We start from the raw sequence: 23,031 nt of genomic DNA, 5'->3' as shown, positions 1-23,031 counted from the left end.
GGGAGCACGATCGCCCGGCGCCGACTGTGAGGGCGGTGACAGCCCAGCTCACGCGTGTCGCGGCAGCGTGCGGTCGGTCAATGTCAGGGTCGCCGCGCACAGGCCGATCGCCATGGTGGCCCATCCGACGACGTGGAACCCGGCGTCGGTGGCCCGACTGCCGAACGCCGCGGCGATCAGGCCCGCGGAGGTGATGGCGCCGATGTACGCGAAGGTCCGGTACAGGCCGGATGCGACGCCCACCTGGTCGGCCGGGGACTGCATGAAGAGGGCCGCCTGGTTGGCGAAGCTGTTCAGGCCGTTCGCCAGACCGACCAGCAGCGACATGGCGAGGATCGCCCAGACCGGGGCGTCGTGGCGCAGCGCGAGCATCACGGCTCCGGCCGCGCAGAACGCCATGCCGGTCGCGATCAGCGGGCTGCGGACGGTGCTGCGCCGGGAACAGACGGCGGCGACGACGATACTCGTCGCCGACATCGGAGCGAGGAGCATGCCGACCTGCGTCGGCCGGTAGCCGGCCGCGTCCTCCATCCACTGGCTCACGCCGTACATGGTCGTGTACATGCCGAGCGAGGCGAGCGTCTGCCGCAGATAGGTGCGGATCAGCGGGCGGTTCGACACCAGCATCCGGACGTCGATCAACGGAGTCGAGAACCGGCGTTCCCATCCGATGAGGACGGCGGTCGCCGCCACGGTCACCGCCGCGAGCCACCACGTCGACGCGCTGGGCGAGTCGATGAACTGGAGTGCGCTGACGATCGCCACGGCGAACGCCACGATGCCCAGAGGGTCGACGGCGGTCAGAGTCCGACGCAGGTCGGTCGGCCAGGCCACGGTGTCCTTCGGCACACCGGTGAGCACCAGGAGCAGAGCGGCGAGGGCGGCGGGAACATTGATGAAGAACACCGCTCGCCAGCCGAAGACGCCGGTGAGGACGCCGCCGATCGGCAGTCCGACCATCGCGATCACCTGTCCGGTGATCGAGAAGACGCCTAGGATCCGGCTGGGCACTCCGACGCCGGCGGCGTCCGACCGCTTGCGGATCAGCGACATCGCCATCGGATACGCGGCGGAGGTGCCGACGCCGAGCAGTGCGCGGGAGGCCACCAGCGCCCCGAACGACCAGCCCGCTGCGCCGATGACGCCGGCGGTCAGCACGAGCCCGATCCCCGCGATCATCACGCGCCGCTCGCCGAACAGCGGGCCCAGCTTGCCCATGGTGGGCTGGGCGACGGCGCTGCACAGATAGAGCACCGAGATCAGGATCGCGGTGTCGGCGGGGCCGCGGTGGAAGTCGACGCCGATGCCCACCATCGCGGTCGCGATCAGCGAGCTGTTGATCGGGTTGAGGACTGACGCCAGGATCAGCGGCGCGGTGAATCCGATGCCGAACGGATGGGCGTCGAGGCGGCGGTCGGTGTCGGTTCTCACGCCCGGGTCAGCGCAGCGATGACGTCCGCGGCCGATCCCGTCTCGGCGACCTTCGGCAGGACGGAGGCGGCGCTGTAGGCGTGCCGCGACCCTTCGCTGTCCGAGCAGGCGTCGAGGGCGACGGTGACGTTGTATCCGAGCTCGTAGGCCTGCCGCGCGGTCATCTCGACGCCGATCGACGTCGACACGCCGACCACCACCACCTGGGTGACGCCACGCTCGCGCAGCAGTCGGTGCAGGGGCGTCTCGGTGAAGGCGCCCGGCGACCGCTTCGTGACGCGCCACGCGTCCGGGGCGTCGGAGAAGGGTGCTACCGAGTCGCTCCAGTCGGAGGGGAACTCCATGGGCGGGCCGGAGAGGTCGGTGCGGCCGGGCGGCACGGCGTCGACGGTGACGATGACCACCGGCAGCCCTCGCGCGCTGAACGCGTCGGTCAGCGCCGCGGAACGCTCGACCACGTCCGCGAAGCTGTGCGGTGCGAGGTCGCGGTCCGACAGCCCCTTCTGGAGGTCGATGACGATCAGGGCGGCGTCGCGGTCGACTGCGGTGACAGGCATGGTGATCCTTTCGTGAGCGGAGGTGTTTCAGGGCTGGTCCGCGATGCGGCCGAGCAACTCGATCGCATCGGCCAGGCGGGCCACCTCGTCCGGAGTGAGGGCCGCGTCGACGGCGTGCGCGAGCCAGTCCGCTCGCTGGAGCCGTCCGGTGGTCAGTTCCGTGCGGGCATTCTCGGAGAGGGCGAGCAAGGTGCGGCGGCGATCGGTCGGATCGGGGGAGCCGACCACCAGGCCGGCGTCGGTGAGGGCGGCGACGATCGCGGCCATCGACTGCTGACGCATACCGTGCGCACGGGCGAGATCGGCTGTGGAACAGGCGCCGTGGCGATCGAGGTAGCCGATCACGGCCGACTGCGAACGGGTGAGGTCCAGGACCGACGAATTGGCCCTCAGTTTCCGGTTCAGCTCGGCGATCGTTGCGCGCAGACGGTTTCCGACTTCGGCGGACGAGTGCTGGACCATGAGTGCAACTCTAGCAATTAGACAGCTAACTGCACAGTCAACTGTTCTTATCTGAGGGGTGACCCGATGAGTTGACGGTGATAAGTTCTGCACTGTGAGTCGCGCAACAGCAGTCGAACTGCCCATGTCATTCAAGATCCAGCGGACCGCGCTCAAGGCGTCGGCCAAACTGCCCGCAGCCGTGCGGAAGGCGATGAGCCGCCTGACGACGGTGAACGGCGACGGTGATCGTCTCGACCCGATGCTCGCACTGGTCGTGACCGCGGCGGCCTACATTCCATCGTTGGCGCTGGTCGGCGATCTGGTCTCCCGATCACGGCAGTCGATGGACTATCACAGCGCGATGATGGCGGAGGCCTTCGAGCCGTTCGCCGTCGAAGAGGATCTGGTGATCGACACCGACGCCGGAGGCGTGCCCGTCACGCGATACAGCCTCGAGGGCAAGGGTCGAGGACTGATCGTCTTCTATCACGGCGGCGGGTTCGTCCTGGGCAGCCGGGCCAGCCACGACTCGGTGGTCCGGGCGCTCGCGATCGCCTCGGGCGCCGACGTGCTGTCGGTGGATTACCGGTTGGCCCCCGAGCACCTCTTCCCGGCGGCGGTCGACGACTCCGTGGCGGCTTGGCGCTACGCCGTCGAGAAGGCGCCGGACTGGGGCGTCGATCCGCGGCAGATCGCGGTGGCCGGTGATTCCGCGGGAGGCAATCTCGCTGCGGTCGTCGCACAGCAGGTGCGTGGCGAGGAGATCACCCCGTGTCTGCAATTGCTGATCTATCCGGTGGTCGACATGTCGCGGAAGCGGCCGTCGGTCCATGAGTTCTCCACCGGCTACTACCTCACCGAGGAACAGATCGACTACTTCTGCGACACCTACCTGGCTTCGCGCGACCAACTGTCCGATCCTCGGGTCTCGCCATTGCTTGCCGAAGATCTCTCCGGGTTGTCGCCCGCCCACGTGGTGGTCGCCGGGTTCGACCCGCTGCGGGACGAAGGCCTCGAGTACGCGGCTGCGCTCGAACAGGCCGGCGTCCCGGTGACCGTGGAGCGCGCCGGGACGATGATCCACGGATTCGCGAATATGGCGCTGCTGAGCCCGGACGCGCAGGCCACCGTCCGGCGGATGGGCGAGGCTGTGGCGAAGGCGGTCGCCTCGGCCGGATAGAGGGTCCGCCCGGCGCTCCCGCCGGGCGGACGTCCTCGCCCCGCCTGGGCCGCTACACCGCGATCCGCACGGGCTTCGGCATCAGTTGGGCGGCCGCTGCACCGACCGCGACCAGTCCGATCATCACCAGGAACGAGACCCGGTAGCCGGTGGCGAGGCCGTATGCGGTCGACACCGACGAGTACACCGTGCCGATCACCGCCGCACCCGTCGCCACCGACAGTGCCTGCACGGTGTTGAACACGCCGGACGCCGCGCCGGCGAGCCCGACCGGCACGTCGTTCAGAACCAGCAGGCCGGCGGCCCCGACGATGAGTCCGAAACCAGCGCCTGCGACGATGAGTGCGACGGTGAACCACAGGGCCGGATGGGCCGAGCGGTCGGCGACGATCATGGACGTCATCCCGACGATGAACACCCACGCTCCGCCCTGCAGGACGTGCTTGCCGAATCGGGCGGCCAGGACAGTCGCGGACAGACCTGCGAAGACGGGTACGGCGATCGAGAACGGCACCCACATCAGGCCGGTGTGCAGGACCGACCAGCCGTGCGCGGCCTGGACGTGCAGCGACTGGACGAGGAAGTACCCGCCGGTCGGGATGCTCAGTGCGGTGAACGCGGTCAGCCCCGCGGTGAACGAACGAGTCCGGAACACCGCGGGCGGAACCAGCGGCTCCCCGCCTGCGCGAGCAGTGATGACCTGCCGCCGAGCGAAGAGTGCCAGGCCGGCGGCGCCCGCCGCCATCATGACGAATCCCCAAGCGGGCCAATCATTCTCCGGTCCCAGTGTGACCGGCGCCATCAGCGCTGCCAGTGAACCGCCGAGCAGCGCCGCGGAGATCGGCGTGATGGGCGCGGGACGGGAAGCGTAAGTCTCCGGGATGAAGACGCGCGCCGCGACCAGGGCGAGCAGCGCCACCGGGACGTTGATGAGGAACACCGGCCGCCACGAGAGTCCGAACCAGTCGCCCGAGGTGATGACGGCGCCCAGCACCGGACCGGCCACGGCGGCGATCCCGATGACGGAGGTGAACAGTCCCATCGCGCGGCCGCGTTCGGCGGGTGGATAGAGCACCTGGATGTTGGTCAGCACCTGCGGGATCATCAGTGCCGCCGCGGCACCCTGCAGGATCCGGAACACGACGAGTTGCGTCGGCGTGTCGGCGAGACCGCAGGCCAGTGAGGTGACGCCGAAGGCGACGAGACCGATGAGGAACAGTCGGCGTCGACCGAACCGATCTCCCAGACGGGCCCCGAGCACGAGCCCGGTCGCGTAGGCGAGCGGATAGCCCGCGACGATCCACGACATCGCGGTCGGCGACGCGCCGAGATCGGCGCTCATCGTCCGCAGTGCGACGTTGACGACCGTGGCGTCCATCAACTCCATGAACGACGCCGCCAACAGGCATACCAAGGCGACGGTCCGGGCGCTCCCGACGATCGGCGGACTGTCCGGACTCCTCGTGGACGCGGTTGCCGGGGGAGGGGGCTCGGCTGTGACGGTCATCGGGAACTCCTGTGGTGATGGGGGTCTGTTGCACCGATGACGCTACGAACCATTGCGGACGATTCCCGTCCGGAAGAGCGGCGGATAATCCGGTCAGTTTCTGTCCGTTGTTTGGGGCATGATGCAGTCATGGCCGATACGACGACGCGGACGCTGAAGCTGCTGGCGCTGCTCCAAGCGCACCGCCTGTGGTCGGCGGTGGAACTGGCCGACCGTCTGGAGACCACCGAGCGGACCGTGCGCCGCGACGTCGAACGGCTTCGGGATCTCGGCTATCCGGTGCAGTCGGTGCGGGGCAGCGGCGGCGGATACCAACTGGCTCCCGGCGGGTCGCTGCCGCCGCTGGTGGTGGACGAGGAGGAGGCCGTCGCGATCGTGAGTGCGCTGCGGACGGCCGCGCACGGTTCGGCCGCCGGTATGGCGGAGGCCTCGGTGCGGGCGCTGGCCAAGGTGATGCAGGTGTTGCCGCCTCGGCTGCGCCGGCGTGCGGATGCGCTGCGGGCCATGAGCGTGTTGCTCCCCGGCGAACAGCAGGCGCCGGCCGTGGACGCCGAGACCCTGACGACAGTGGCATTGGCGTGCCGGGACGCGACGGAGCTCACCTTCGATTACGCGCCCGCACCGCGGGCCGGACGTGCGTCCGGCACTCGCCGCACCGAGCCGCTGCGGTTGATTCCCGTCGGTCGCCGGTGGTACCTGCTCGCGTACGACCTCGATCGTCAGGACTGGCGCACGTTCCGGCTCGACCGGCTCAGCGCTGCTCAACCGCAGAAGCGGCGGTTCGCGCCGCGTGCGGTGCCGGGCGGCGACCCCGCGGCCTATGTGCGTGAGAGCCTGCGCGGAGGCCGGGACCAACTCCAGGTGCGCGCCGTGGTTCACGCCGAGCCGGAGGCGGTGCGCGGCCGCATCGGCCGGTGGTCGGAGGTCACCGAGCACCCCGACGGCTGCCTGGTCACCATGCAGACCGACGATCCGGGGTGGATCGCGCTGGCGCTCGGCGGACTGGACGCCGACTACGAGTTCGTCGAGGTTCCGGCCGACGTCGTGCGCGCGTTGCGTGGACGCAACGTGCGGGAGGCTCGGGCGCTGTACCTGTCGGAGCGATAGCTTCCGGTCAGCGAGCTGTGAGCCAATCCAGGTACGCGGCGCCTCGCGGTGAGATCTCGTAATCGACCTCGTGACTGATCGTCAGGCCGTACGTCCCACCGGCGAGCCACGGCGGCGGATTCGGTGTTCGCACTCGCACTGTATTGACCAGTTCTGTCGTCTATTCGGACGACGACCCGCCGGTAAAGAGGACTTTTGTGCCTCTGGTCACGTTTCGCGATTCCCGGCCACGGCTTTCCTGACATACCTGTCCTACGAACGTTGTCAATCATCCCAGTGAAGGATTCTTGAATGAGACTGTCCACCAGCCGAGTGCTCGCCGTGGCGAGCGGATCGGTACTTCTAGCCGGAGCGATGGTGGTCGTCGACGCGCCGGCCTCGGCGGCGACGACCGACACCACCTTCCAGTCGATCTGCGTGGCGAGTTCGATCGTGACGGTCAAGAAGCCTGTCGGCAACACGATCACCGTCGACGCTCCGGAGTCGGTCTCCGAGGGCGAGAAGTTCACGATCCGGATTCAGCCGAACCCGTCCTCGTTCCCCGACAAGGATTCCGGTGCCACCACCACCAACCTGTCGCGTTTGAAGTACGACTTCGCCGTCCCGGCGAACTCCACCTTCGTCAGCGCCGATGTGGTGGCGGGATCGTCCGTCGGCCTCAGTGGCGTGGCGCCGAATGTTCTGCTGGTCGACAACAGCGGGAATGTGAGCCCGACGGGCTCGGTCATCAGGCTGTCGGGCAACAACCAGGTCATCGCGAACAGCCCTACGTCGAGCACGAACAGCGAGGGCGGCATCGTCATCCCGAAGACGAAGAAGAACCTCGACGGCACCACCAATTCGAGCGGTGAGACGTGGTTCCGCATGCCGGCGATCGACGTGACGCTGAAGGCGGGCACCGCCGGCGTCATCGAACCCACCGTGCGGATCGCGGGTAACGCCGCGAACCAGAACGCGAACGAGAACTTCAGTACACAGTTGGCGAAGGCCAGTCTGTTCGGTACTCAGTGGGCCCCGACCCGTTGCTCGCCGCGCGACAGTGACGGTGGCCCGACCAATGCCGGCGCCGGTCCGCTCGCCACCATTCGCGTGGATGCCGCGCCGGTGGATGAGGACACGGTGACCACCTTGTCGGTGCCGGGCGCCGCGACGACCGGTGACGAGGTGACGTTGTCGGCGTCGGTGTCACCGAATCCGGGTGGGGGCACTGTGCAGTTCAAGGCTGATGGAGCGAATCTGGGTGCTCCGGTGGCTGTCTCCGGCGGTGCGGCCGTGCTGAAGCATTCGTTCGCCTCGGCCGGGGACAAGGAGGTCACCGCGGTGTTCTCGGGTGCGGCCGGGTTCTCCGGCTCGACGTCGGCGGCCAAGACCATCAAGGTCTCCGATCCCGAGCCGAGCGAGACGGAGACCAGCGTGAAGGTGATCGCTCCCGCGACCGCGAAACCGGGTGCCGCAGTGGAGCTCAAGGCGGAGCTGACGCCGGCCGACCTGACCGGCGGGACAGTGCAGTTCAAGGTCAACGGCGACGACGTCGGCGGGCCCGTGACGGTCTCCGGCGGTGCGGCGAAGCTGCAGCACGCGTTCGCGGCCGCCGGCGACTTCACCGTCACCGCGGTCTACAGCGGCACGGCGGGCCATTCCGGTGCTATCTCCGGTCCGGTCATCGTCTCGGTGAATGACGACGCCGATCCTCCGACTCCCGGAATTCCCGACGGCGACGGAAGCCTCGGCAGCAGCAGCGGCAGTCTGGGCGGCGGTGTCGTCTCCGACCTCGTCCGAGGACTCTTCTGACAGCCGGGCACCGGGCGTGAACGCACCGAACCCCGCGAGCTTCGGCTCGCGGGGTTCGGTGCGTTCGGGGTTCAGTGCTCGGTTCGGCTGCGACGCGGGCGCGTCAGGGAGCCCACGTGCGGGCGCCCTCGGCGGCGGTCTCGGCCGGCGTCTCGGTGCGGAAGGCCCGGTTCACCGCGGAGACGACGGCGCGCAGGCTCGCGGTCGTGATCGACGAGGCGATGCCGACGCCCCATACCGTCTCGCCGTTGATCTCCGCCTCGACGTAGCTCGCGGCCTCGGCATCGCCGCCGGCCGTCATCGCGTGCTCCGAGTAGTCGAGGACCCGGACGTCGTACCCGATGGTCGACAGTGCGTCGACGAAAGCGGCCAGCGGACCGTTGCCCGATCCGGAGATCTCCTTCTCGGTGCCGTCGACGAGAACCGTCGCGGTCACCGAGTCCTCGCCGTCGTCGGTCTCGGCGGCCGAAACCTGCTGCCGCACCCGCTCGAGTGGCTTCACGGGCTCCAGGTACTCGCGGGAGAACACGTCCCACATCGCCTTCGGGTTCACCTCGCCGCCCTCGCCGTCGGTGATCTTCTGGATCTCGCGGCTGAACTCGATCTGCAGTCGACGCGGCAGATCCAGTCCGTGGTCGGCCTTCATGATGTACGTGACGCCGCCCTTGCCGGACTGGCTGTTCACCCGGATCACGGCCTCGTAGTTGCGGCCCACGTCCTTCGGGTCGATGGGCAGGTAAGGGACCTGCCACAAGATGTCGTCGACGTCCTTGTCGGCTTCGTCGGCGTCGACCTTCATCTGGTCGAGGCCCTTGTTGATGGCGTCCTGATGGCTGCCGGAGAACGCGGTGTAGACCAGGTCGCCGCCGTACGGGTGCCGCTCGGGAACGTTCAGCTGGTTGCAGTACTCGACGGTCCGGCGGATCTCGTCGATGTCCGAGAAGTTGATCTGCGGGTCGACACCGCGGCTGAACAGGTTCATGCCGAGAGTCACCAGGCAGACGTTGCCGGTGCGCTCGCCGTTGCCGAACAGGCAGCCCTCGATCCGGTCCGCGCCCGCCATGTAACCCAGTTCGGCGGCCGCGACGCCCTCGCCGCGGTCGTTGTGCGGGTGCAGGCTCAAGATGATCGAGTCACGGCGCGCCAGATTCCGGTGCATCCATTCGATGGAGTCCGCGTACACGTTGGGCGTCGTCATCTCGACGGTCGCGGGCAGGTTGATGATCAACGGCTTGTCGGGGGTCGGGGCGATCACCTCGGAGACGGCGTCGCAGACCTCCTTGGCGTAGCTCAACTCGGTGCCCGTGTAGCTCTCGGGGGAGTACTCGTAGCGCCAGTTGGTGTCGGGGTACTTCTGCTCCTCGGCCAGGCACAGTTCGGCCGCGTCGGTGGCGATCTTGGTGATCGCGGCCTTGTCGGCGCGGAATACGACGCGGCGCTGCAGGACCGACGTGGAGTTGTAGAAGTGGACGATCACGTTCTGCGCGCCGGCGCAGGCCTCGTAGGTGCGGGCGATCAGTTCCGGACGGGCCTGGGTCAGCACCTGGATGGTCACGTCGTCGGGGATGGCGCCCTCGTCGATGATCTCGCGGACGAAGTCGAAGTCGGTCTGGCTCGCGGAGGGGAAGCCCACCTCGATCTCCTTGTAGCCCATGCGGACCAACAGATCGAACATGCGTCGTTTGCGGGCCGGGCTCATCGGATCGATCAGAGCCTGGTTGCCGTCGCGCAGATCGACGGCGCACCACATCGGTGCCCGGTCGATCACCTTGTCGGGCCAAGTGCGGTCGGGCAGCGCGATCTTCTCGACCTCATCGGCGAAGCTGCGGTAGCGGTGGACGGGCATCGCCGAATTGCGTTGCGGGTTCCAGCTGGGCTGGCCGTCCGGGATGGGTCCGTTGGGCTCGACGATGCGGCTCGGACCGGAGGTGAAAGCGTCTGCTGGTGCCATGAGGGGTCAATCTCCTGATCAAAAGAAGGGGTTTTGACCGGCGCGTGAAGAGGCCCCGCGACGGAGGGCCGGTCGGATCAGACCCCGCCGCGGCAACCGAGGAGGAGTGCACGCTGCATGACATCAACGATAGCACTTGAGTCCGGCGATGCCGGGGCCGGTTGCCATCACGAAAAGTTAGGTTAGGATCACCTTGTTTACAAATTCTTTAGAGGAATGGAGACGAGATGGGCAGCAGCAGCGGAAGCGTGCAGTGGCATGAGGTGCCGATCATCGGCGACCTCGGGGTCGCCTTCGCACAGTCCGATTTCTACAACAGCGTCTGGCTGCCGGTGTGGGACGGATTCGCCATGGGTGTGAATGCGGTTCTCGGGCAAGAGATTCTCTGGCACCGCTGATCCGTGAACGGATGCGCCGAGTAGGCGCATTCCTGCGGCAGGGCGCGGGTCTCGACTGTGGACGTCGGGGCCCGCGTCTTCGTCGTCACACCTCGACGACTGCTTCGGCGCGGTGCTCGCTGCGGCGCATCGCGAGGACGGTGACGATGCTCAACACCGCGAGCAGCAGTCCGCTCACCAGTGTGGTCGCGTGCAGTCCGTCGACGAAGGCCTCTCGCGCGGCCGTTGCCAGGGCGTCTCCGCCGGTGCTCATGGCGTCGGCGCGGACGAGGGTCTCACCGAGCGATCCCGTCACCCCGCTGTCGCCGCCGCGGGACAGGAAGACCGCGGTGGCCAGCGAGCCGAAGAGAGCCAGGCCGAGGGCGGTTCCCAGTTCGAAACAGGTCTCCGAGATGCCCGACGCGGCACCGGACTGCTCCGGCGGCACGGCGCCGACCACCACGTCGGTCACCAGCGAGAACTGCACACCGTATCCGATTCCGGCGAGAGCGCTCAGGGCCATGTACACCAACAGCGACGACGTGGTGCCCAGTGCGATGAATCCGAGATTCGCCGTCGCGGCGACCACCAGCGAGCCGGCCAGGGCGTACCGCTTTCCGACCAGTCGGGCGATGCGATCGGCGACGACGGAGAAGACGGCGATCGTCACCGCCATCGGGAGTCCGGCGAGCGCCGCGGCCAGAACGTCGTGGCCCAGCACCGACTGGAGATAGACGTTCGAGAGATAGGCGACGCCGCCCTCGGCCATCATTCCCACCAGCGCGATGGCGAGGCACACGCTCACCGTGGGGTTGCGGAACAGGTTCAAGTCCAGCAGGGGATCGCGCGTGCGCGCCTCGTGGCGGAGGAATACTGCGAACATCGCGATGCCGACCAGACCCGCCGTCGCCGCAAGCGGCGAGACCCCCTCGGTCGCGAGCGCCTTGACCGCGTAGACGGCGGGGAGGATGCCGAGCAGTGACAGCGCGACACCGACGACGTCGAACCGACCGGTGCGGGCCGATCGGTACTCGGGGAGGACGAACGGCCCCGCCGCGAAGAGCACCGCGAGCACCGGCACGTTGATCAGGAACACCACTCCCCACCAATAGTGGTGCAGCAGAAGGCCTCCGAGAACCGGGCCGATGGCGGCACCGCCGGCGAAGGCCGAGGTCCACACCCCGATGGCGCGGGCGCGTTCGTGACTGCGCTTGAACATGTTGGCGATCAGCGCGAGGCTCGCGGGCATCAGCGTCGCACCTCCCACGCCCATCAACGCGCGGGCCGCGATCAAAGCCCCGGCACCGGGCGAGAACGCGGCGAGCACCGACGCACCGCCGAAGACACCCGCGCCGCACAGCAGAATCCGCCGTCGCCCGATCCGATCGCCGAGGTTGCCCATCGTGATGAGCAGCCCGGCGATCAGGAACCCGTAGATGTCGAGGATCCACAACTGCTGTGTGGCCGACGGGTCGAGCGCCGCGGTGATCGTCGGCATCGCCAGGTACAGCACTGAGAAGTCCATCGAGACCAGCAGCACCGGAAGCATCAGAACCGCCAGCCCGAACCATGTCTTCCGATCGGCCGCGGGTGCGGTGCCGGTGGGCGGCGGGACCGAGGGCATGCGTGCGGGCTCCAGATCTGTGAAGTGTGGATCGCGTGCGCGGCCGGCGATGCAAGCGCGACCGCGGCCCGTTCAGGCTACGCCGGATATGCGGTGGTCAGCGACCTCGTTTCCGGCCGATTGACATCAGAAGCACACCGGTGATTCGGTCGCGGACCGCGACGGGCCCGGGTGGAGTACAACGGGCTGTGGAGGCCGCCCACGGCGGCCGGCAAGGAGAGGCGTGGCCACGATCGGCAGGCTGGCCGCCGCGACGATCCTCGTCGCGGCGACCGCCCTCGTGGCCGCTTGCGGCACCGCCGGTCCCGGCCCGGTGCCCATGCGATCGGTCCTCGGTCCGGCAGAGCGCGTGCTGAACGTCCTGGCATGGCCGGGCTACGCCGAGGACGGGAGCAACAACCGGTCCGTGAACTGGGTGCAGCCGTTCCGGGACCTGACCGGCTGCCAGGTGGAGGTCAAGACCTTCGGCACCTCCGACGAAGCGGTGTCCTTGATGCGGACCGGTCAGTTCGACGTGGTCTCGGCATCGGGCGACGCGTCGCTGCGGTTGATCGACGCCGGTGACGTACAGCCGATCAACACCGCGCTGGTCCCCTCGTACTCCGACATCTATCCCTTCTTGAAGGGCAAGCCGTGGAATGCGAAGAACGGGATCACCTACGGTGTGCCGCACGGCTGGGGTGCCAATCTCCTGATGTATCGCACCGACGTCGTGCGACCCGCGCCCACGTCCTGGCGGGCCGTGTTCGAGGACGCGCCGCGCTATGCGGGCCGGGTGACCGCTTACGATTCGCCGATCTACATCGCCGACGCCGCGCTGTATCTGATGCGGCACCGGCCCGATCTCGGCATCACGAATCCCTACGCGCTCGACCGGAGGCAGTTCGACGCGGCCGTCGCGCTGCTCGAGGAGCAGCGCAGAGCGGTCGGCGAGTACTGGAACGACATCGTCCGCGAGGTGCAGGCGTTCAGCGCGGGCTGGAGCGTGATCGGTTCCACGTGGCAGATGGCGGCCAACCTCGCCCGCGACGGCGGTGCTCCGGTGGCGACGGTGCTGCCCGATGAGGGATCGACGGGGTGGTCGGACTCGTGGATGATCAGTTCCCGGGCCGAGCATCCGAACTGCGCGTACCGCTGGGTCGACTACATCGTGAGCGCGCGGGTCAACGCGCGCGTCGCGGAGTACTTCGGCGAGTCACCCGCGAACGCGAAGGCGTGCGAACTGATGCGGGACCGGACGCACTGCGCGGTGTACCACTCCGCGGACCCCGAGTACGCCTCGCACATCTGGTACTGGACCACGCCGATGCGCGACTGCGTCGACGGTCGCAAGAACGTCGAGTGCGTCGGCTACGACGGTTGGTCGAAGGCGTGGCTTCAGATCAAGGGATAGCCGCGCGCCGTCGTCAGATGGCGTACTGGAAGACCGTGAGCATGCGGGCACCGAACCAGCCGGAGAACAGGGCGGCGACGGCGAGGAAGGCGATGATCTCGGTCCGCGGCCGTCGTGCGATCCGCACGGCCACCGGGATCAGCAGGACGAACGCGGGCAGGAGCAGTCGCGCACGGCTCATCATCAGGCCGTCCGACAGCAGGATCGACGCCAGCACGGCCGCCGCGTAGACGAGCACCGGCCACGGCACGCGGTCGGCGACCGACCAACCGAACAACACGAGCACCGAGATGATCAACAGGGCCGTTGCGATCGCTGAGAAGTCCGATCCGCTGCCGAGCGTCTGGGTGAGGAATCGCCAGGTGGCCGCGCCGCCGTCGAATGTGGTGTTCCACCCCGTCGTCTGGATCTGAAACCAGCCCGTCGCCGAGCCGGTCTGCGCCCACACCACTGCCAGGTAGCCGAGGTAACCGAGCGGCGCGAGAATCACGGCGGCCCACGCACGAGGGCCGTCGCGCCGGGCCACGATCGCTGCGAGCATCACGGCGGCGATCACCGCGACGCCGGTCGGCCGGACGAGTCCGGCACCGAGGGCGCAGAGTCCGGCGAGCAGCCACTGCCGCTCCAGGACTCCGACGAGCGCCCAGCCCGCGAGTGCGCAGAACACCGCCTCGGTGTAGGCCATGTTCAGCACCACCGACATGGGCGTGGCGGCGAAGAGGCCCACCAGGACCAGTCCGGCCGTCGAGGCTTGGTCGGGCGTCGACCGAACCGAGGAACGGATCCGCCCGGAGCAGATCACTCCGATACGACCCACCGCCACCGCGGCGAGGCATCCCGCGACCACGTTGACGATCATGGCCGCGGCGAACGGCGACAGGCCGGGGACCAGGGCGACGGTCCGCACCGTCATCGGATAACCGGGGAAGAATGCGTACGCGGTGAACTCCGTGTGGACGCCGTTTCCGTCGGTGAACCACAGGGGGATTCCGCCGTAGCCGTGCTGGGCGATGCCGAGCATCCACTCGCCGTCCCACATGGACAGCAGCGCGGTGAGACCGGTGTGGTGGAGTCCGGCGAAGACGGTGAGGATCACGATGCCGACGACGCGAATCGTCAGGTACACCCCGACGCATCGAAGGGCGAACTCGTGGGTGATGCCGAAGCGTCGCATGGTGGACATCGGGCGCACGGTAGTCATCGGAGGTGATCCTACGGTGGCCTCCGCGAAATGTGCCGCGCCAGGTCCGGCGGGTAAGGTGAACCCCGCGCGATTCCCGCAGAAGCTGCAGAAGCTCATGTAGACGAGACAGCTGTACAGATAAGGAAGGTTGCACGACGTGGCACTGGTCGTCCAGAAGTATGGCGGATCCTCGGTGTCGGATGCCGAGCGCATTCGCCGGGTCGCCGAGCGCATCGTCGAGACCAAGCGCGCAGGGAACGACGTGGTCGTCGTCGCCTCTGCGATGGGTGACACCACCGACGAACTGCTCGATCTGGCAGAACAGGTGAACCCGAATCCCCCCGACCGTGAGATGGACATGCTGCTCACGTCCGGCGAGCGCATCTCCAATGCGCTGCTCGCCATGGCGATCGAGGGCCTCGGGGAGAACGCGCAGTCGTTCACCGGCTCGCAGGCCGGCGTGATCACCACGAGCAGCCACGGCAAGGCCAAGATCATCGACGTGACTCCGGGCCGGGTCCGCAGTGCGCTCGACGAGGGGAAGATCGTCCTCGTCGCCGGTTTCCAGGGCGTCTCGCAGGACACCAAGGATGTGACCACGCTGGGCCGCGGCGGATCGGACACCACCGCCGTCGCCCTCGCCGCCGCTCTCGAGGCCGACGTCTGCGAGATCTACACCGACGTCGACGGCATCTACACGGCCGACCCGCGCATCGTCAGCAATGCCAAGCACCTCGATCACATCTCTTTCGAGGAGATGCTCGAGATGGCCGCATGCGGCGCGAAGGTGCTGATGCTGCGTTGCGTGGAATACGCCCGCCGATACAACGTTCCAGTTCATGTGCGCTCGTCGTACTCGACTAAGCCCGGCACCGTTGTGTCCGGCTCGATGGAGGACATCCCCGTGGAAGAAGCAATCCTCACCGGCGTCGCCCACGACCGCAGCGAAGCTCAGGTCACCGTGGTCGGCATCGAAGACAAGCCCGGTTACGCGGCGAAGGTGTTCCGCGCCGTCGCCGACGCCGAGATCAACATCGACATGGTCCTGCAGGGCGTGTCGGCGGTGGAGACCGGGAAGACCGACATCACCTTCACGCTGCCGAAGGAGCTCGGCGAGGTCGCCGTGGCCGAACTGGGCAAGCTCAAGTCGGAGATCGGCTTCCGCGAGGTGGTGCTCGACGACAACATCGGCAAGGTGTCGCTGGTCGGTGCGGGAATGAAGAGTCATCCGGGGGTCACCGCGACCTTCTGCGAGTCGCTCAGCGACGCGGGCATCAACATCGAACTGATCTCCACCTCCGAGATCCGGATCTCGGTCCTCGTCCGTGAATCCGATCTGGATCCGGCGGTCCGCGTTCTGCACGAGGCCTTCGGTCTCGGCGCCGACGAGGACGCCGTGGTCTACGGCGGCACCGGACGATAGGAGGACGCTCAGATGGGTATTCGACTCGGAGTAGTCGGCGCCACCGGCCAGGTCGGCGGCGTCATGCGTCAGATCCTCGAAGACCGGAACTTCCCGGCCGACGAGGTGCGGTTCTTCGCGTCGCCGCGGTCGGCGGGCAAGAAGCTGCCGTGGCGCGGCGGTGAAGTGGTGGTCGAGGACGCGACGACCGCAGATCCGGCGGGGCTCGACATCGCTCTGTTCTCCGCGGGCGGAACCATGTCGAAGGTGCAGGCGCCGCGGTTCGCCGCCGCCGGAGTAACGGTGATCGACAACTCGTCGGCCTGGCGCAAGGATCCCGATGTGCCGCTGATCGTGTCGGAGGTGAACGGTGAGCTCGCGAAGAACCCGCCCAAGGGCATCATCGCGAACCCCAACTGCACCACGATGGCTGCGATGCCGGTGCTCAAGCCACTGCACGACGCCAAGGGGTTGCGCCGGCTGATCGTCTCCAGCTATCAGGCGGTCTCGGGCAGCGGGCTGTCGGGCGTGCAGGAACTCGCGGGGCAGGTGCGCGCCGGCGTCGACGGCGCCGAGCAGCTCGTCTACGACGGGCACGCCGTCGATCTCGGCGAGAAGATCAATTACGTCGCGCCGATCGCGTTCAACGTGGTGCCGCTCGCGGGCAACCTCGTCGACGACGGCAGCGGTGAGACCGACGAGGACCAGAAGCTGCGCAACGAGTCGCGACGCATCCTCGGCATCCCCGAGCTGTTGGTCAGCGGAACCTGCGTCCGCGTCCCGGTCTTCACCGGCCATTCGCTGTCGATCAACGCCGAGTTCGATGAAGCGGTGACCCCCGAGCAGGCACGCGAGATCCTCGACGGCGCGCCCGGGGTCCGGCTCGCGGACGTGCCCAACCCGCTCGACGCGGCCGGCGGCGACGTCTCTCTCGTCGGGCGTATCCGTCAGGATCCGGGCGCTCCGGAGGGGCGTGGCCTCGCGCTCTTCGTCTCCGGAGACAACCTGCGAAAGGGTGCCGCGCTCAACACGATCCAGATCGCCGAACTGCTGGTCTGACGACGCGCGCCTGGCGGCGGGCGGGTTCGCTCGTCGGCGGCGAACGTCGAAATCGGGACTTACCAAGCGGTAACTTATGGCGTAGATTACTCTCGTGAGAAAAATTCGGGGATTCGTCTCGTCCAGAAGTTCATCCGTTTCCAGCGTCGTCAGGCGCACCGGTTCGATCGCCGTCGTCGGTGCGGTCGCGGCCTCCGGGCTCGTCGCCGGCACCGGCGACGCGGGTGCCGTCGGCGACTTCTATCGCCCTCCCGCTCGGTTGTCGGAGGCCCCGGGATCGGTGGTTCGCACCCAGCCCACGCAGCTCCTGCTGCAGATCCCGGGCGTTCGCAACCAATGGCCGGGGACCGCGACCCGCATCATGTACACGACCACGCGGCAGGACGGGAAGCCGACGGCCGTCACCGGCGCAGTGGTCGAGCCGACCGCGCCGTGGCACGGCAGGGGGCCGCGGCCCACCGTCGTATTGGCGCCCGGCACCGTCGGACAAGGCGACCAGTGCGCGGGGTCGAAGATGCTCTCGCTGCCGATGTCCATCGACCCGACCAAGCCGAGTCTCGGCGTCAACTACTCCGGGCTCGAGATGAACCTCTTCCTGCTCAACGGCGTGCGGGTGGTGCTCACCGACTACGTCGGCATGGGCACGCCCGGCATCCACACGTACGTGAACCGTCTCGAGTCCGGTCGGGCCGTGCTCGACGCCGCCCGCGCCGCACTCAAGGTGGCCAAGGCCCCCAAGGACGCTCCTGTCGCCTTCTCCGGCTACTCCCAGGGCGGCGGTGCGACCGCGTCGGCAGCCGAGCTGGCGTCCACCTACGCCTCCGACCTCAACGTGAAGGCCACCTACGCCGGTGCGCCTCCCGCGGATCTGTCCAAGGTGATCGGCCAGATCGACGGCACCTTCATCTCGGGCGCGATCGGCTACGCCATCAACGGACTCGTGGCGCGGTATCCGGCGCTCGACCCGATCCTGAAGAAGGAGACCAGCGCGACCGGGCGCCGCGCCCTGAAAGACGTCGCGACGCAATGCATCGCCGACACCGGTCTCACGCACGGATTCCAGCGCACCGACCAGTGGACTCGCAACGGGAAGTCGCTGAGCGCGGTCATCAAGAAGTACCCCCGCGTCCAGAAGATGCTCGACGACCAGCGGATCGGCCGCCTCAAGCCGAACGCACCGGTGCTGATCTCCACCGGGGTCAGTGACGACGTCATCCCGCACGGACAGGTGGTGCAGCTGTACCGCGACTGGAAGGCCCAGGGGGCGGACGTGCGGCTCGACAACGATTTCACGCCGCCGATCTTCCCCGGGCTGGTCGTGAATCACGCACTGCCGATGCTGGCCAAGATGCTGCCGGCGACGAGTTTCATCCTCAGTGAGTTGAACAGCTGACCAGTCGGTCGTGTGCAAGTGGTCGCCCGTGATCGGCGATCATGTGATCGACTACTGGTCATGACTGACATGAAGCGCTTCCTGATCGCCCTGTCGGCGGCGGTCATCGGTCTCGTCACGGTGTCGACGACGACTGCCGTGGCGAGCCCGGCCGTTCCCGGCGTCGGCCCGGCCTCCACTTCGCTGATGCACGGTGATCCCGAATCGACCGACAGCACCGTCCTGCGCGGGCCGGGCAAGACCGGGCATGTCGCGGCGTCGAGCGTTCCCGGCGGTGTGTGCGCCGCGACTTTCGTGGGCTCGGACGGCTTCCCGGTCTCGTTGTGCACGGCCTACGTCGCGGGTACCCCGCCGCAGTTCGCCACCCCGGTGGTGACCATGTTCGATCCGCGGACCGCCCAGGTCGTCGCGCGGCTGCCGCTGACCAAGGGCAAGCTCCTCGGCGGGGTGTACGGGTTCCTCGACGACCGGAACCGGGTGGTGGTGGCCGACGGCTCGGGCAAGATCCTGCGGGTCGGTCACCACCGGACGCGGTCCGGCTGGGCGCTGCGCGTCGACGAGAGCACCGACGTGTCGAAATACCTCGGCGGCGACGGCGTGACCGGGTTGGCCCCCGACTATCAGGGGCGCACCTGGTTCGCGACCACCGAGGGCGTCATCGGCACCGTGCTGCCCGACGGCCGGGTCGGGGCCACGCGCCTGCCGAAGGGCGAAGAACTGGGCAACGGGCTCACCGTCCGTCGCTCCGGTGCGTCGGTGCTGACCACGCACGCACTCTACGAGATGCGCGCGGACGCCGACGGCGTGCCGCGGACGGTGTGGCGGCGCGCCTACGATCGCGGTGCCGCCCGCCGGCCGGGACAGCTGACCTGGGGATCGGGCACCACGCCGACCTACTTCGGTCCCGGCGGCGACGGCTGGGTCGCGATCGTCGACAACGCCGCGGTGCCGAACCTGATCGTCTACCGCTCCGACGACGGTTCGCAGGTATGCCGGACGCGGGCCTTCGCATCACCGAACCAGGGGACCGAGAACTCCCCGATGGCGTGGGGCGACAGCCTGGTGATCCCCAGCACGTACGGATTCCAGTACCCGCCGATGGCGGTGAGCGGTGGGCCGAGCGATCCGGCGTTCGCTCCCTTCCGCGGCGGTATGACGCGCATCGACGTCCGCGACGGGGCGTGCACGAGAGTATGGGAGAACACCACCGACCGAATGGCCACGCTGCCGCGGCTGTCCCGGGCGGACGGTCTGATTCACGGTCTCGCCTACGGCCCGTACGTGCCGGGACCGCAGCAGTCGGGACCGGTCGACTACGTCGCTGTCGACTTCCAGACCGGTCGACGGGTGGCGACGCGGCGCGTGGGGACCGCGCCGATCGACGAGCCGATGCAGCTCACCGGCATGATCGCGCCGGGCGGAGCACCGTGACCCGGATGCTGAAGATCTCCGGCTAGTGCCCACCGGACCGGCGTGCGCGTCGTGCCATCATCAATGACATGACCACTCCCGGACCGTTCGACGACGACGCCGACCGCGATCGGATTCCGACGCAGGCCGAACTCGACGCCGAGGACCTCGCCGAGATCGCGCGGCGGTCGAAGGACAGCGATCTCAGCGGCAGGTATCCGGCGCGTCCCGTCGACCCCGGCCCGCCGCCGGTCGCGCTCGTCCGTGACGCGCGCGTGGTCTGGGCGATCGCCGCGGTGGCGTGCCTGGCGTGGGTCGTGTACGGATTCGCCAATCTCTCCTGGCTCGAGGGGTTGATGGCCGAGCGTCTGCAGCCAGGTCTGCAGAACGTCCCGGGGGTGGATCCGGGAGAGAAGGCGGCCTCGATGGCGTCGTTCTGGACGCCCGCGCTGCTCGTGGGCATCCCGCTGTTCACGGCACTGGGATATCCGCTGCTTGTCGGTACCGCGCGGGCGCACAGCCGCAATCTGCGCAGCATCTATCTCTCGGTGATCACCGTGACGGTCCTGTTCACCGTCGTCGGTGCGGATCTGCTGTTCCACTATCCGGAGGTCTCGGCGTCGCTGCGAGTGCTCGCGTGGGTGCAATGCGGGGTGCTCGTCCTCTCCGCGCTCATCACCCTGCGCAGGCCGATCAACGAGTGGCTGCCGAAGTCGATGGCCATGAAACCCTTCCGGCGCGCCTCCGGCGGGTAGCTTGGGGACAGCGGGTCCGGTTCGGCCATGCGCCTGGAACCGTTCCCGTTTCGAGTTGACCGAACTAAGGAGAACGCAATGACCGTCACCCCCGTGTACCACGTCTCGTCGACCTCGACCGGCGGCGGCCGCGACAGCGAGGTGGTCTCCGAGTCGGGCCGGATCGACCTGGTGCTCGCTCCGCCCGTCGAGATGGGCGGCAACGGCGAGGGCAGCAATCCCGAGGAGCTGTTCTCCGCGGGCTATGCGGCGTGCTTCATGGGTGCGCTCCGGCACGTCGCCAAGAGCAAGGGCGCCACTCTCACCGACGCCACGTCGGTGAAGGTGAACATCGGCATCGGCAGCGACGACGCCGACGGCGGCTTCGGACTCACCGCCGACATCGAGGTGTATCTGCCCGGGCTCGACACCGCCGAGGCCGCCGAACTGGCACAGGCCGCGCACGCCTTCTGCCCGTACTCGAAGGCCACGCGCGGCAATATCGCGAGCACTGTCACATCGCGCGTGTGATTCGCGGCACGGGGCCCGGTACGGTGAACTCTCGTGAACAACTGGGCTATCGTCGCCGCCGCCGCAGTGCTGGCGGCCACCATCGCGACCATCGCATTCGTGCGATACCGGCAGAATGAGACCGCGGTACTCAAACGCGACGCCGAACTCGCCGCGTCGCTGCGCGAGCTGGCGGGCACCGACGCCGTCCGGCTCGCCGCGGTAGAAGAGTTCGAGACAGCGGTTTACGAGCGGCTGTTCTTCAGCCGAGCGATCGGTCCGCGCATTCGATCGGCCGTCTGGGCCCTGCTCGGGGGCGTCCTCGCGGCGTCCGCGGTGCTGCTCCTGGATGGGATCGACAGTGCTGTGGGCGTCGTGGCCTGGGCCGCCGCGATCGTCTTCGCCATCGGATTCACCCTCGCCGCGGTGGTGTACGCCGCTGTGGCGGGATACTCGGCGCTGACCACCCCGCGGGTGTCCTTCGCGGACTCGTACGAGTCCGACAAGGAATGACGCCGGCTCGCACCACCACGGGCCGCGCTCGTCTGTTCTACATCACAGTCGTCACGCTGGCGGTCGCCGCACTGGTGACGGCATCGGCGATTCCCGTGGTCGGAGACCCCGCGGCCGTGGCGTTTGCGAGAGGGTCGATCCGCGTCGTCGACGACGCCGGTGCGCCCGGATCCGTCCTCGTGAGTCGCGAACTGTTCGCCTCGTCGCCGACCGCGGTCGTGGTCGCTCCGACGGCACGAGAGTCGGAGCGCCGCGCCGCGGCGGAGGCCGCGCGCGTCAATGGCGTGCCGGTCTTCGCGGTCGATGACACGAATTCCCGCACTGTCGCAGCGGAATTGGAGCGACTCGGTGTCGAGCGCGCGGTCCGGGTCGGCCGCGTCCCGGCACTGCCGGTTCCGGTCACCGACGACGTCCGGTTGCTCGCCGGCGGTGCCGCGACGCGCGGTGAGGGCACCGTGGTGCTGCTTTCGGCGGCCGGCGACGACGCGATCGCGACCGCCGAGGCGGCACACGCGGAGGTCGCGGCCGTGCCGTCGCCCGATCCGAGAAGCTCCGGGCGCGCAGTGAACCTCGTCAAGGCGCGGCCCGGGGCGCCGATCCTCGCGGTGGGATCGGGATTCGGCGACCCCCGGCTCCTGGCGCGCCGCGTCGAACTCGCGCGGAGCCTCCCGGAACTCCCCGGCGGCGGACAGTTGATGTTCCCGGGGCGCCGCGTCGTCGCGCTCTACGGATCGCCCGGTGCGCCCGAACTGGGGCCTCTGGGCAGGCAGAGCATCAGTGCGTCCATCCGGCGCGCGAAAGCCGTCGCAGCGCAGTACGACCGCCTCTCGCCCGTCCCGGTGGTCCCGGGCTTCGAGATCATCGTGACCGTCGCGTCCGCCGATCCCGGCCCGGGCGGCAACTACACCTCGGCGCTCGACGTGGCGGCGGTGCGGCCGTGGGTCGACGCCGCGCGCAAGGCCGGCGTCTACGTCACCCTCGACCTGCAACCGGGCCGGATGGACTTTCTCGACCAGGCCAAGATGTATCGGGAACTGCTGCTGCAGCCGCACGTCGGCCTGGCCCTCGACCCGGAGTGGCGGCTGAAGCCGAATCAAGTCCACCTGCAGCAGATCGGGTCCGTCTCGCCCGCGGAGGTGAACCGGGTCTCGACCTGGCTCGCCGACCTGGTCAAGAGTCGGAATCTGCCGCAGAAGGCCTTTGTCCTGCACCAGTTCGACGCCGACATGCTGGGTGACAGATCGAAGATCGACACCTCGCGCACCGAACTCGCGTTCCTCGTTCACGCCGACGGCCACGGTGTGCCGAACGTCAAGATGCAGACGTGGAACCGGATTGTCGCGGGCCTGCCTCCCCGGACGTGGCTCGGGTGGAAGAATTTCTACACGGAGGACAAGCCCATGTTCTCTCCACGCCGGACCATGAACGTCGACCCCGTTCCCTGGTTCGTCTCCTATCAATAGAG

Annotated in this window: 20 protein-coding genes; 13 read left to right on the top strand and 7 right to left on the bottom strand. The window is 68.3% G+C overall.

What is annotated here, in order from left to right:
* Window positions 1-48: 48 nt before the first annotated feature.
* From GSI01S_RS14760 to GSI01S_RS14750, 3 genes are read right to left on the bottom strand one after another with little or no spacing between them, the layout of a single operon-like run.
* Window positions 49-1,431 (bottom strand): MFS transporter, encoded by a 1,383-nt coding sequence (locus GSI01S_RS14760; protein ID WP_006897398.1) that lies wholly within the window; start codon window positions 1,429-1,431, stop codon window positions 49-51.
* On the bottom strand, window positions 1,428-1,988 hold the full coding sequence (locus tag GSI01S_RS14755; protein WP_006897397.1) for an isochorismatase family protein: 561 nt from the start codon (window positions 1,986-1,988) through the stop codon (window positions 1,428-1,430). Before GSI01S_RS14755 ends, GSI01S_RS14760 begins: the two co-directional genes overlap by 4 nt.
* A gap of 27 nt (window positions 1,989-2,015) precedes the next feature.
* Window positions 2,016-2,450, bottom strand: coding sequence for a MarR family winged helix-turn-helix transcriptional regulator (locus GSI01S_RS14750; protein WP_006897396.1), 435 nt, complete (start codon window positions 2,448-2,450; stop codon window positions 2,016-2,018).
* A 124-nt stretch (window positions 2,451-2,574) separates the two neighbouring features.
* On the opposite strand from GSI01S_RS14750, the gene GSI01S_RS14745 reads away from it, so the two are divergent.
* Window positions 2,575-3,612 (top strand): alpha/beta hydrolase, encoded by a 1,038-nt coding sequence (locus GSI01S_RS14745; RefSeq protein WP_006897395.1) that lies wholly within the window; start codon window positions 2,575-2,577, stop codon window positions 3,610-3,612.
* Between the two features lie 52 nt (window positions 3,613-3,664).
* On the opposite strand, the gene GSI01S_RS14740 is transcribed toward GSI01S_RS14745, so the two are convergent.
* Window positions 3,665-5,119: an MFS transporter gene (locus GSI01S_RS14740; RefSeq protein WP_006897394.1), complete on the bottom strand. Its 1,455-nt coding sequence runs from the start codon at window positions 5,117-5,119 to the stop codon at window positions 3,665-3,667.
* 129 nt (window positions 5,120-5,248) lie between these two features.
* Between GSI01S_RS14740 and GSI01S_RS14735 the strand changes: the two genes are divergently transcribed.
* Together GSI01S_RS14735 and GSI01S_RS14730 are read left to right on the top strand one after the other, a co-directional pair.
* Complete coding sequence (locus GSI01S_RS14735) at window positions 5,249-6,226, top strand: helix-turn-helix transcriptional regulator (protein WP_006897393.1); 978 nt, start codon at window positions 5,249-5,251, stop codon at window positions 6,224-6,226.
* A 291-nt stretch (window positions 6,227-6,517) separates the two neighbouring features.
* A complete protein-coding gene (locus tag GSI01S_RS14730) occupies window positions 6,518-8,017 on the top strand; it encodes an Ig-like domain-containing protein (protein WP_006897392.1) in 1,500 nt (499 codons plus the stop codon).
* 103 nt (window positions 8,018-8,120) lie between these two features.
* Here GSI01S_RS14730 and leuA read toward each other — a convergent pair whose 3' ends face one another.
* A complete protein-coding gene (gene leuA, locus GSI01S_RS14725) occupies window positions 8,121-9,968 on the bottom strand; it encodes a 2-isopropylmalate synthase (RefSeq protein WP_006897391.1) in 1,848 nt (615 codons plus the stop codon).
* Window positions 9,969-10,195: 227 nt separating this feature from the next.
* Between leuA and GSI01S_RS20175 the strand changes: the two genes are divergently transcribed.
* Window positions 10,196-10,366 (top strand): hypothetical protein, encoded by a 171-nt coding sequence (locus GSI01S_RS20175; protein WP_006897390.1) that lies wholly within the window; start codon window positions 10,196-10,198, stop codon window positions 10,364-10,366.
* Window positions 10,367-10,451: 85 nt separating this feature from the next.
* Here the strand turns inward: GSI01S_RS20175 and GSI01S_RS14720 are convergent, their stop codons facing one another.
* A complete protein-coding gene (locus GSI01S_RS14720) occupies window positions 10,452-11,969 on the bottom strand; it encodes an MFS transporter (protein ID WP_006897389.1) in 1,518 nt (505 codons plus the stop codon).
* A 223-nt stretch (window positions 11,970-12,192) separates the two neighbouring features.
* Between GSI01S_RS14720 and GSI01S_RS14715 the strand changes: the two genes are divergently transcribed.
* Window positions 12,193-13,362 (top strand): ABC transporter substrate-binding protein, encoded by a 1,170-nt coding sequence (locus GSI01S_RS14715; RefSeq protein ID WP_006897388.1) that lies wholly within the window; start codon window positions 12,193-12,195, stop codon window positions 13,360-13,362.
* 13 nt (window positions 13,363-13,375) lie between these two features.
* Here GSI01S_RS14715 and GSI01S_RS14710 read toward each other — a convergent pair whose 3' ends face one another.
* The gene (locus GSI01S_RS14710; protein WP_006897387.1) at window positions 13,376-14,563 is read right to left on the bottom strand and encodes a hypothetical protein; all 1,188 of its coding nucleotides are present in this window, start codon (window positions 14,561-14,563) and stop codon (window positions 13,376-13,378) included.
* Window positions 14,564-14,702: 139 nt separating this feature from the next.
* Here GSI01S_RS14710 and GSI01S_RS14705 point away from each other — a divergent pair, with 139 nt between their 5' ends.
* The 8 genes from GSI01S_RS14705 (at window position 14,703) to GSI01S_RS14670 (ending at window position 23,029) form a co-directional block, all read left to right on the top strand.
* The gene (locus GSI01S_RS14705) at window positions 14,703-15,968 is read left to right on the top strand and encodes an aspartate kinase (protein WP_039867782.1); all 1,266 of its coding nucleotides are present in this window, start codon (window positions 14,703-14,705) and stop codon (window positions 15,966-15,968) included.
* 12 nt (window positions 15,969-15,980) lie between these two features.
* Window positions 15,981-17,006, top strand: a complete 1,026-nt coding sequence (locus tag GSI01S_RS14700) for an aspartate-semialdehyde dehydrogenase (RefSeq protein ID WP_006897385.1) — start codon at window positions 15,981-15,983, stop codon at window positions 17,004-17,006.
* Window positions 17,007-17,100: 94 nt separating this feature from the next.
* Window positions 17,101-18,399, top strand: a complete 1,299-nt coding sequence (locus tag GSI01S_RS14695) for a lipase family protein (protein WP_006897384.1) — start codon at window positions 17,101-17,103, stop codon at window positions 18,397-18,399.
* Between the two features lie 60 nt (window positions 18,400-18,459).
* The gene (locus GSI01S_RS14690) at window positions 18,460-19,830 is read left to right on the top strand and encodes a hypothetical protein (RefSeq protein WP_439644240.1); all 1,371 of its coding nucleotides are present in this window, start codon (window positions 18,460-18,462) and stop codon (window positions 19,828-19,830) included.
* Window positions 19,831-19,898: 68 nt separating this feature from the next.
* Window positions 19,899-20,564 (top strand): hypothetical protein, encoded by a 666-nt coding sequence (locus tag GSI01S_RS14685; RefSeq protein ID WP_006897382.1) that lies wholly within the window; start codon window positions 19,899-19,901, stop codon window positions 20,562-20,564.
* Window positions 20,565-20,642: 78 nt separating this feature from the next.
* The gene (locus GSI01S_RS14680) at window positions 20,643-21,074 is read left to right on the top strand and encodes an Ohr family peroxiredoxin (protein ID WP_006897381.1); all 432 of its coding nucleotides are present in this window, start codon (window positions 20,643-20,645) and stop codon (window positions 21,072-21,074) included.
* Between the two features lie 33 nt (window positions 21,075-21,107).
* Window positions 21,108-21,566 carry a hypothetical protein gene (locus tag GSI01S_RS14675; RefSeq protein ID WP_006897380.1) on the top strand — a complete coding sequence of 153 codons (459 nt, stop codon included), beginning with the start codon at window positions 21,108-21,110 and terminating at the stop codon, window positions 21,564-21,566.
* Window positions 21,563-23,029, top strand: a complete 1,467-nt coding sequence (locus GSI01S_RS14670; RefSeq protein WP_006897379.1) for a hypothetical protein — start codon at window positions 21,563-21,565, stop codon at window positions 23,027-23,029. The genes GSI01S_RS14675 and GSI01S_RS14670 overlap by 4 nt, the downstream gene beginning before the upstream one ends.
* Window positions 23,030-23,031 lie beyond the last annotated feature (2 nt).

The sequence above is a fragment of the Gordonia sihwensis NBRC 108236 genome (assembly GCF_000333035.1).
GTDB classification, from domain to species: Bacteria; Actinomycetota; Actinomycetes; order Mycobacteriales; family Mycobacteriaceae; genus Gordonia; species Gordonia sihwensis.
This window is presented reverse-complemented; position numbering and strand designations above follow the sequence as displayed.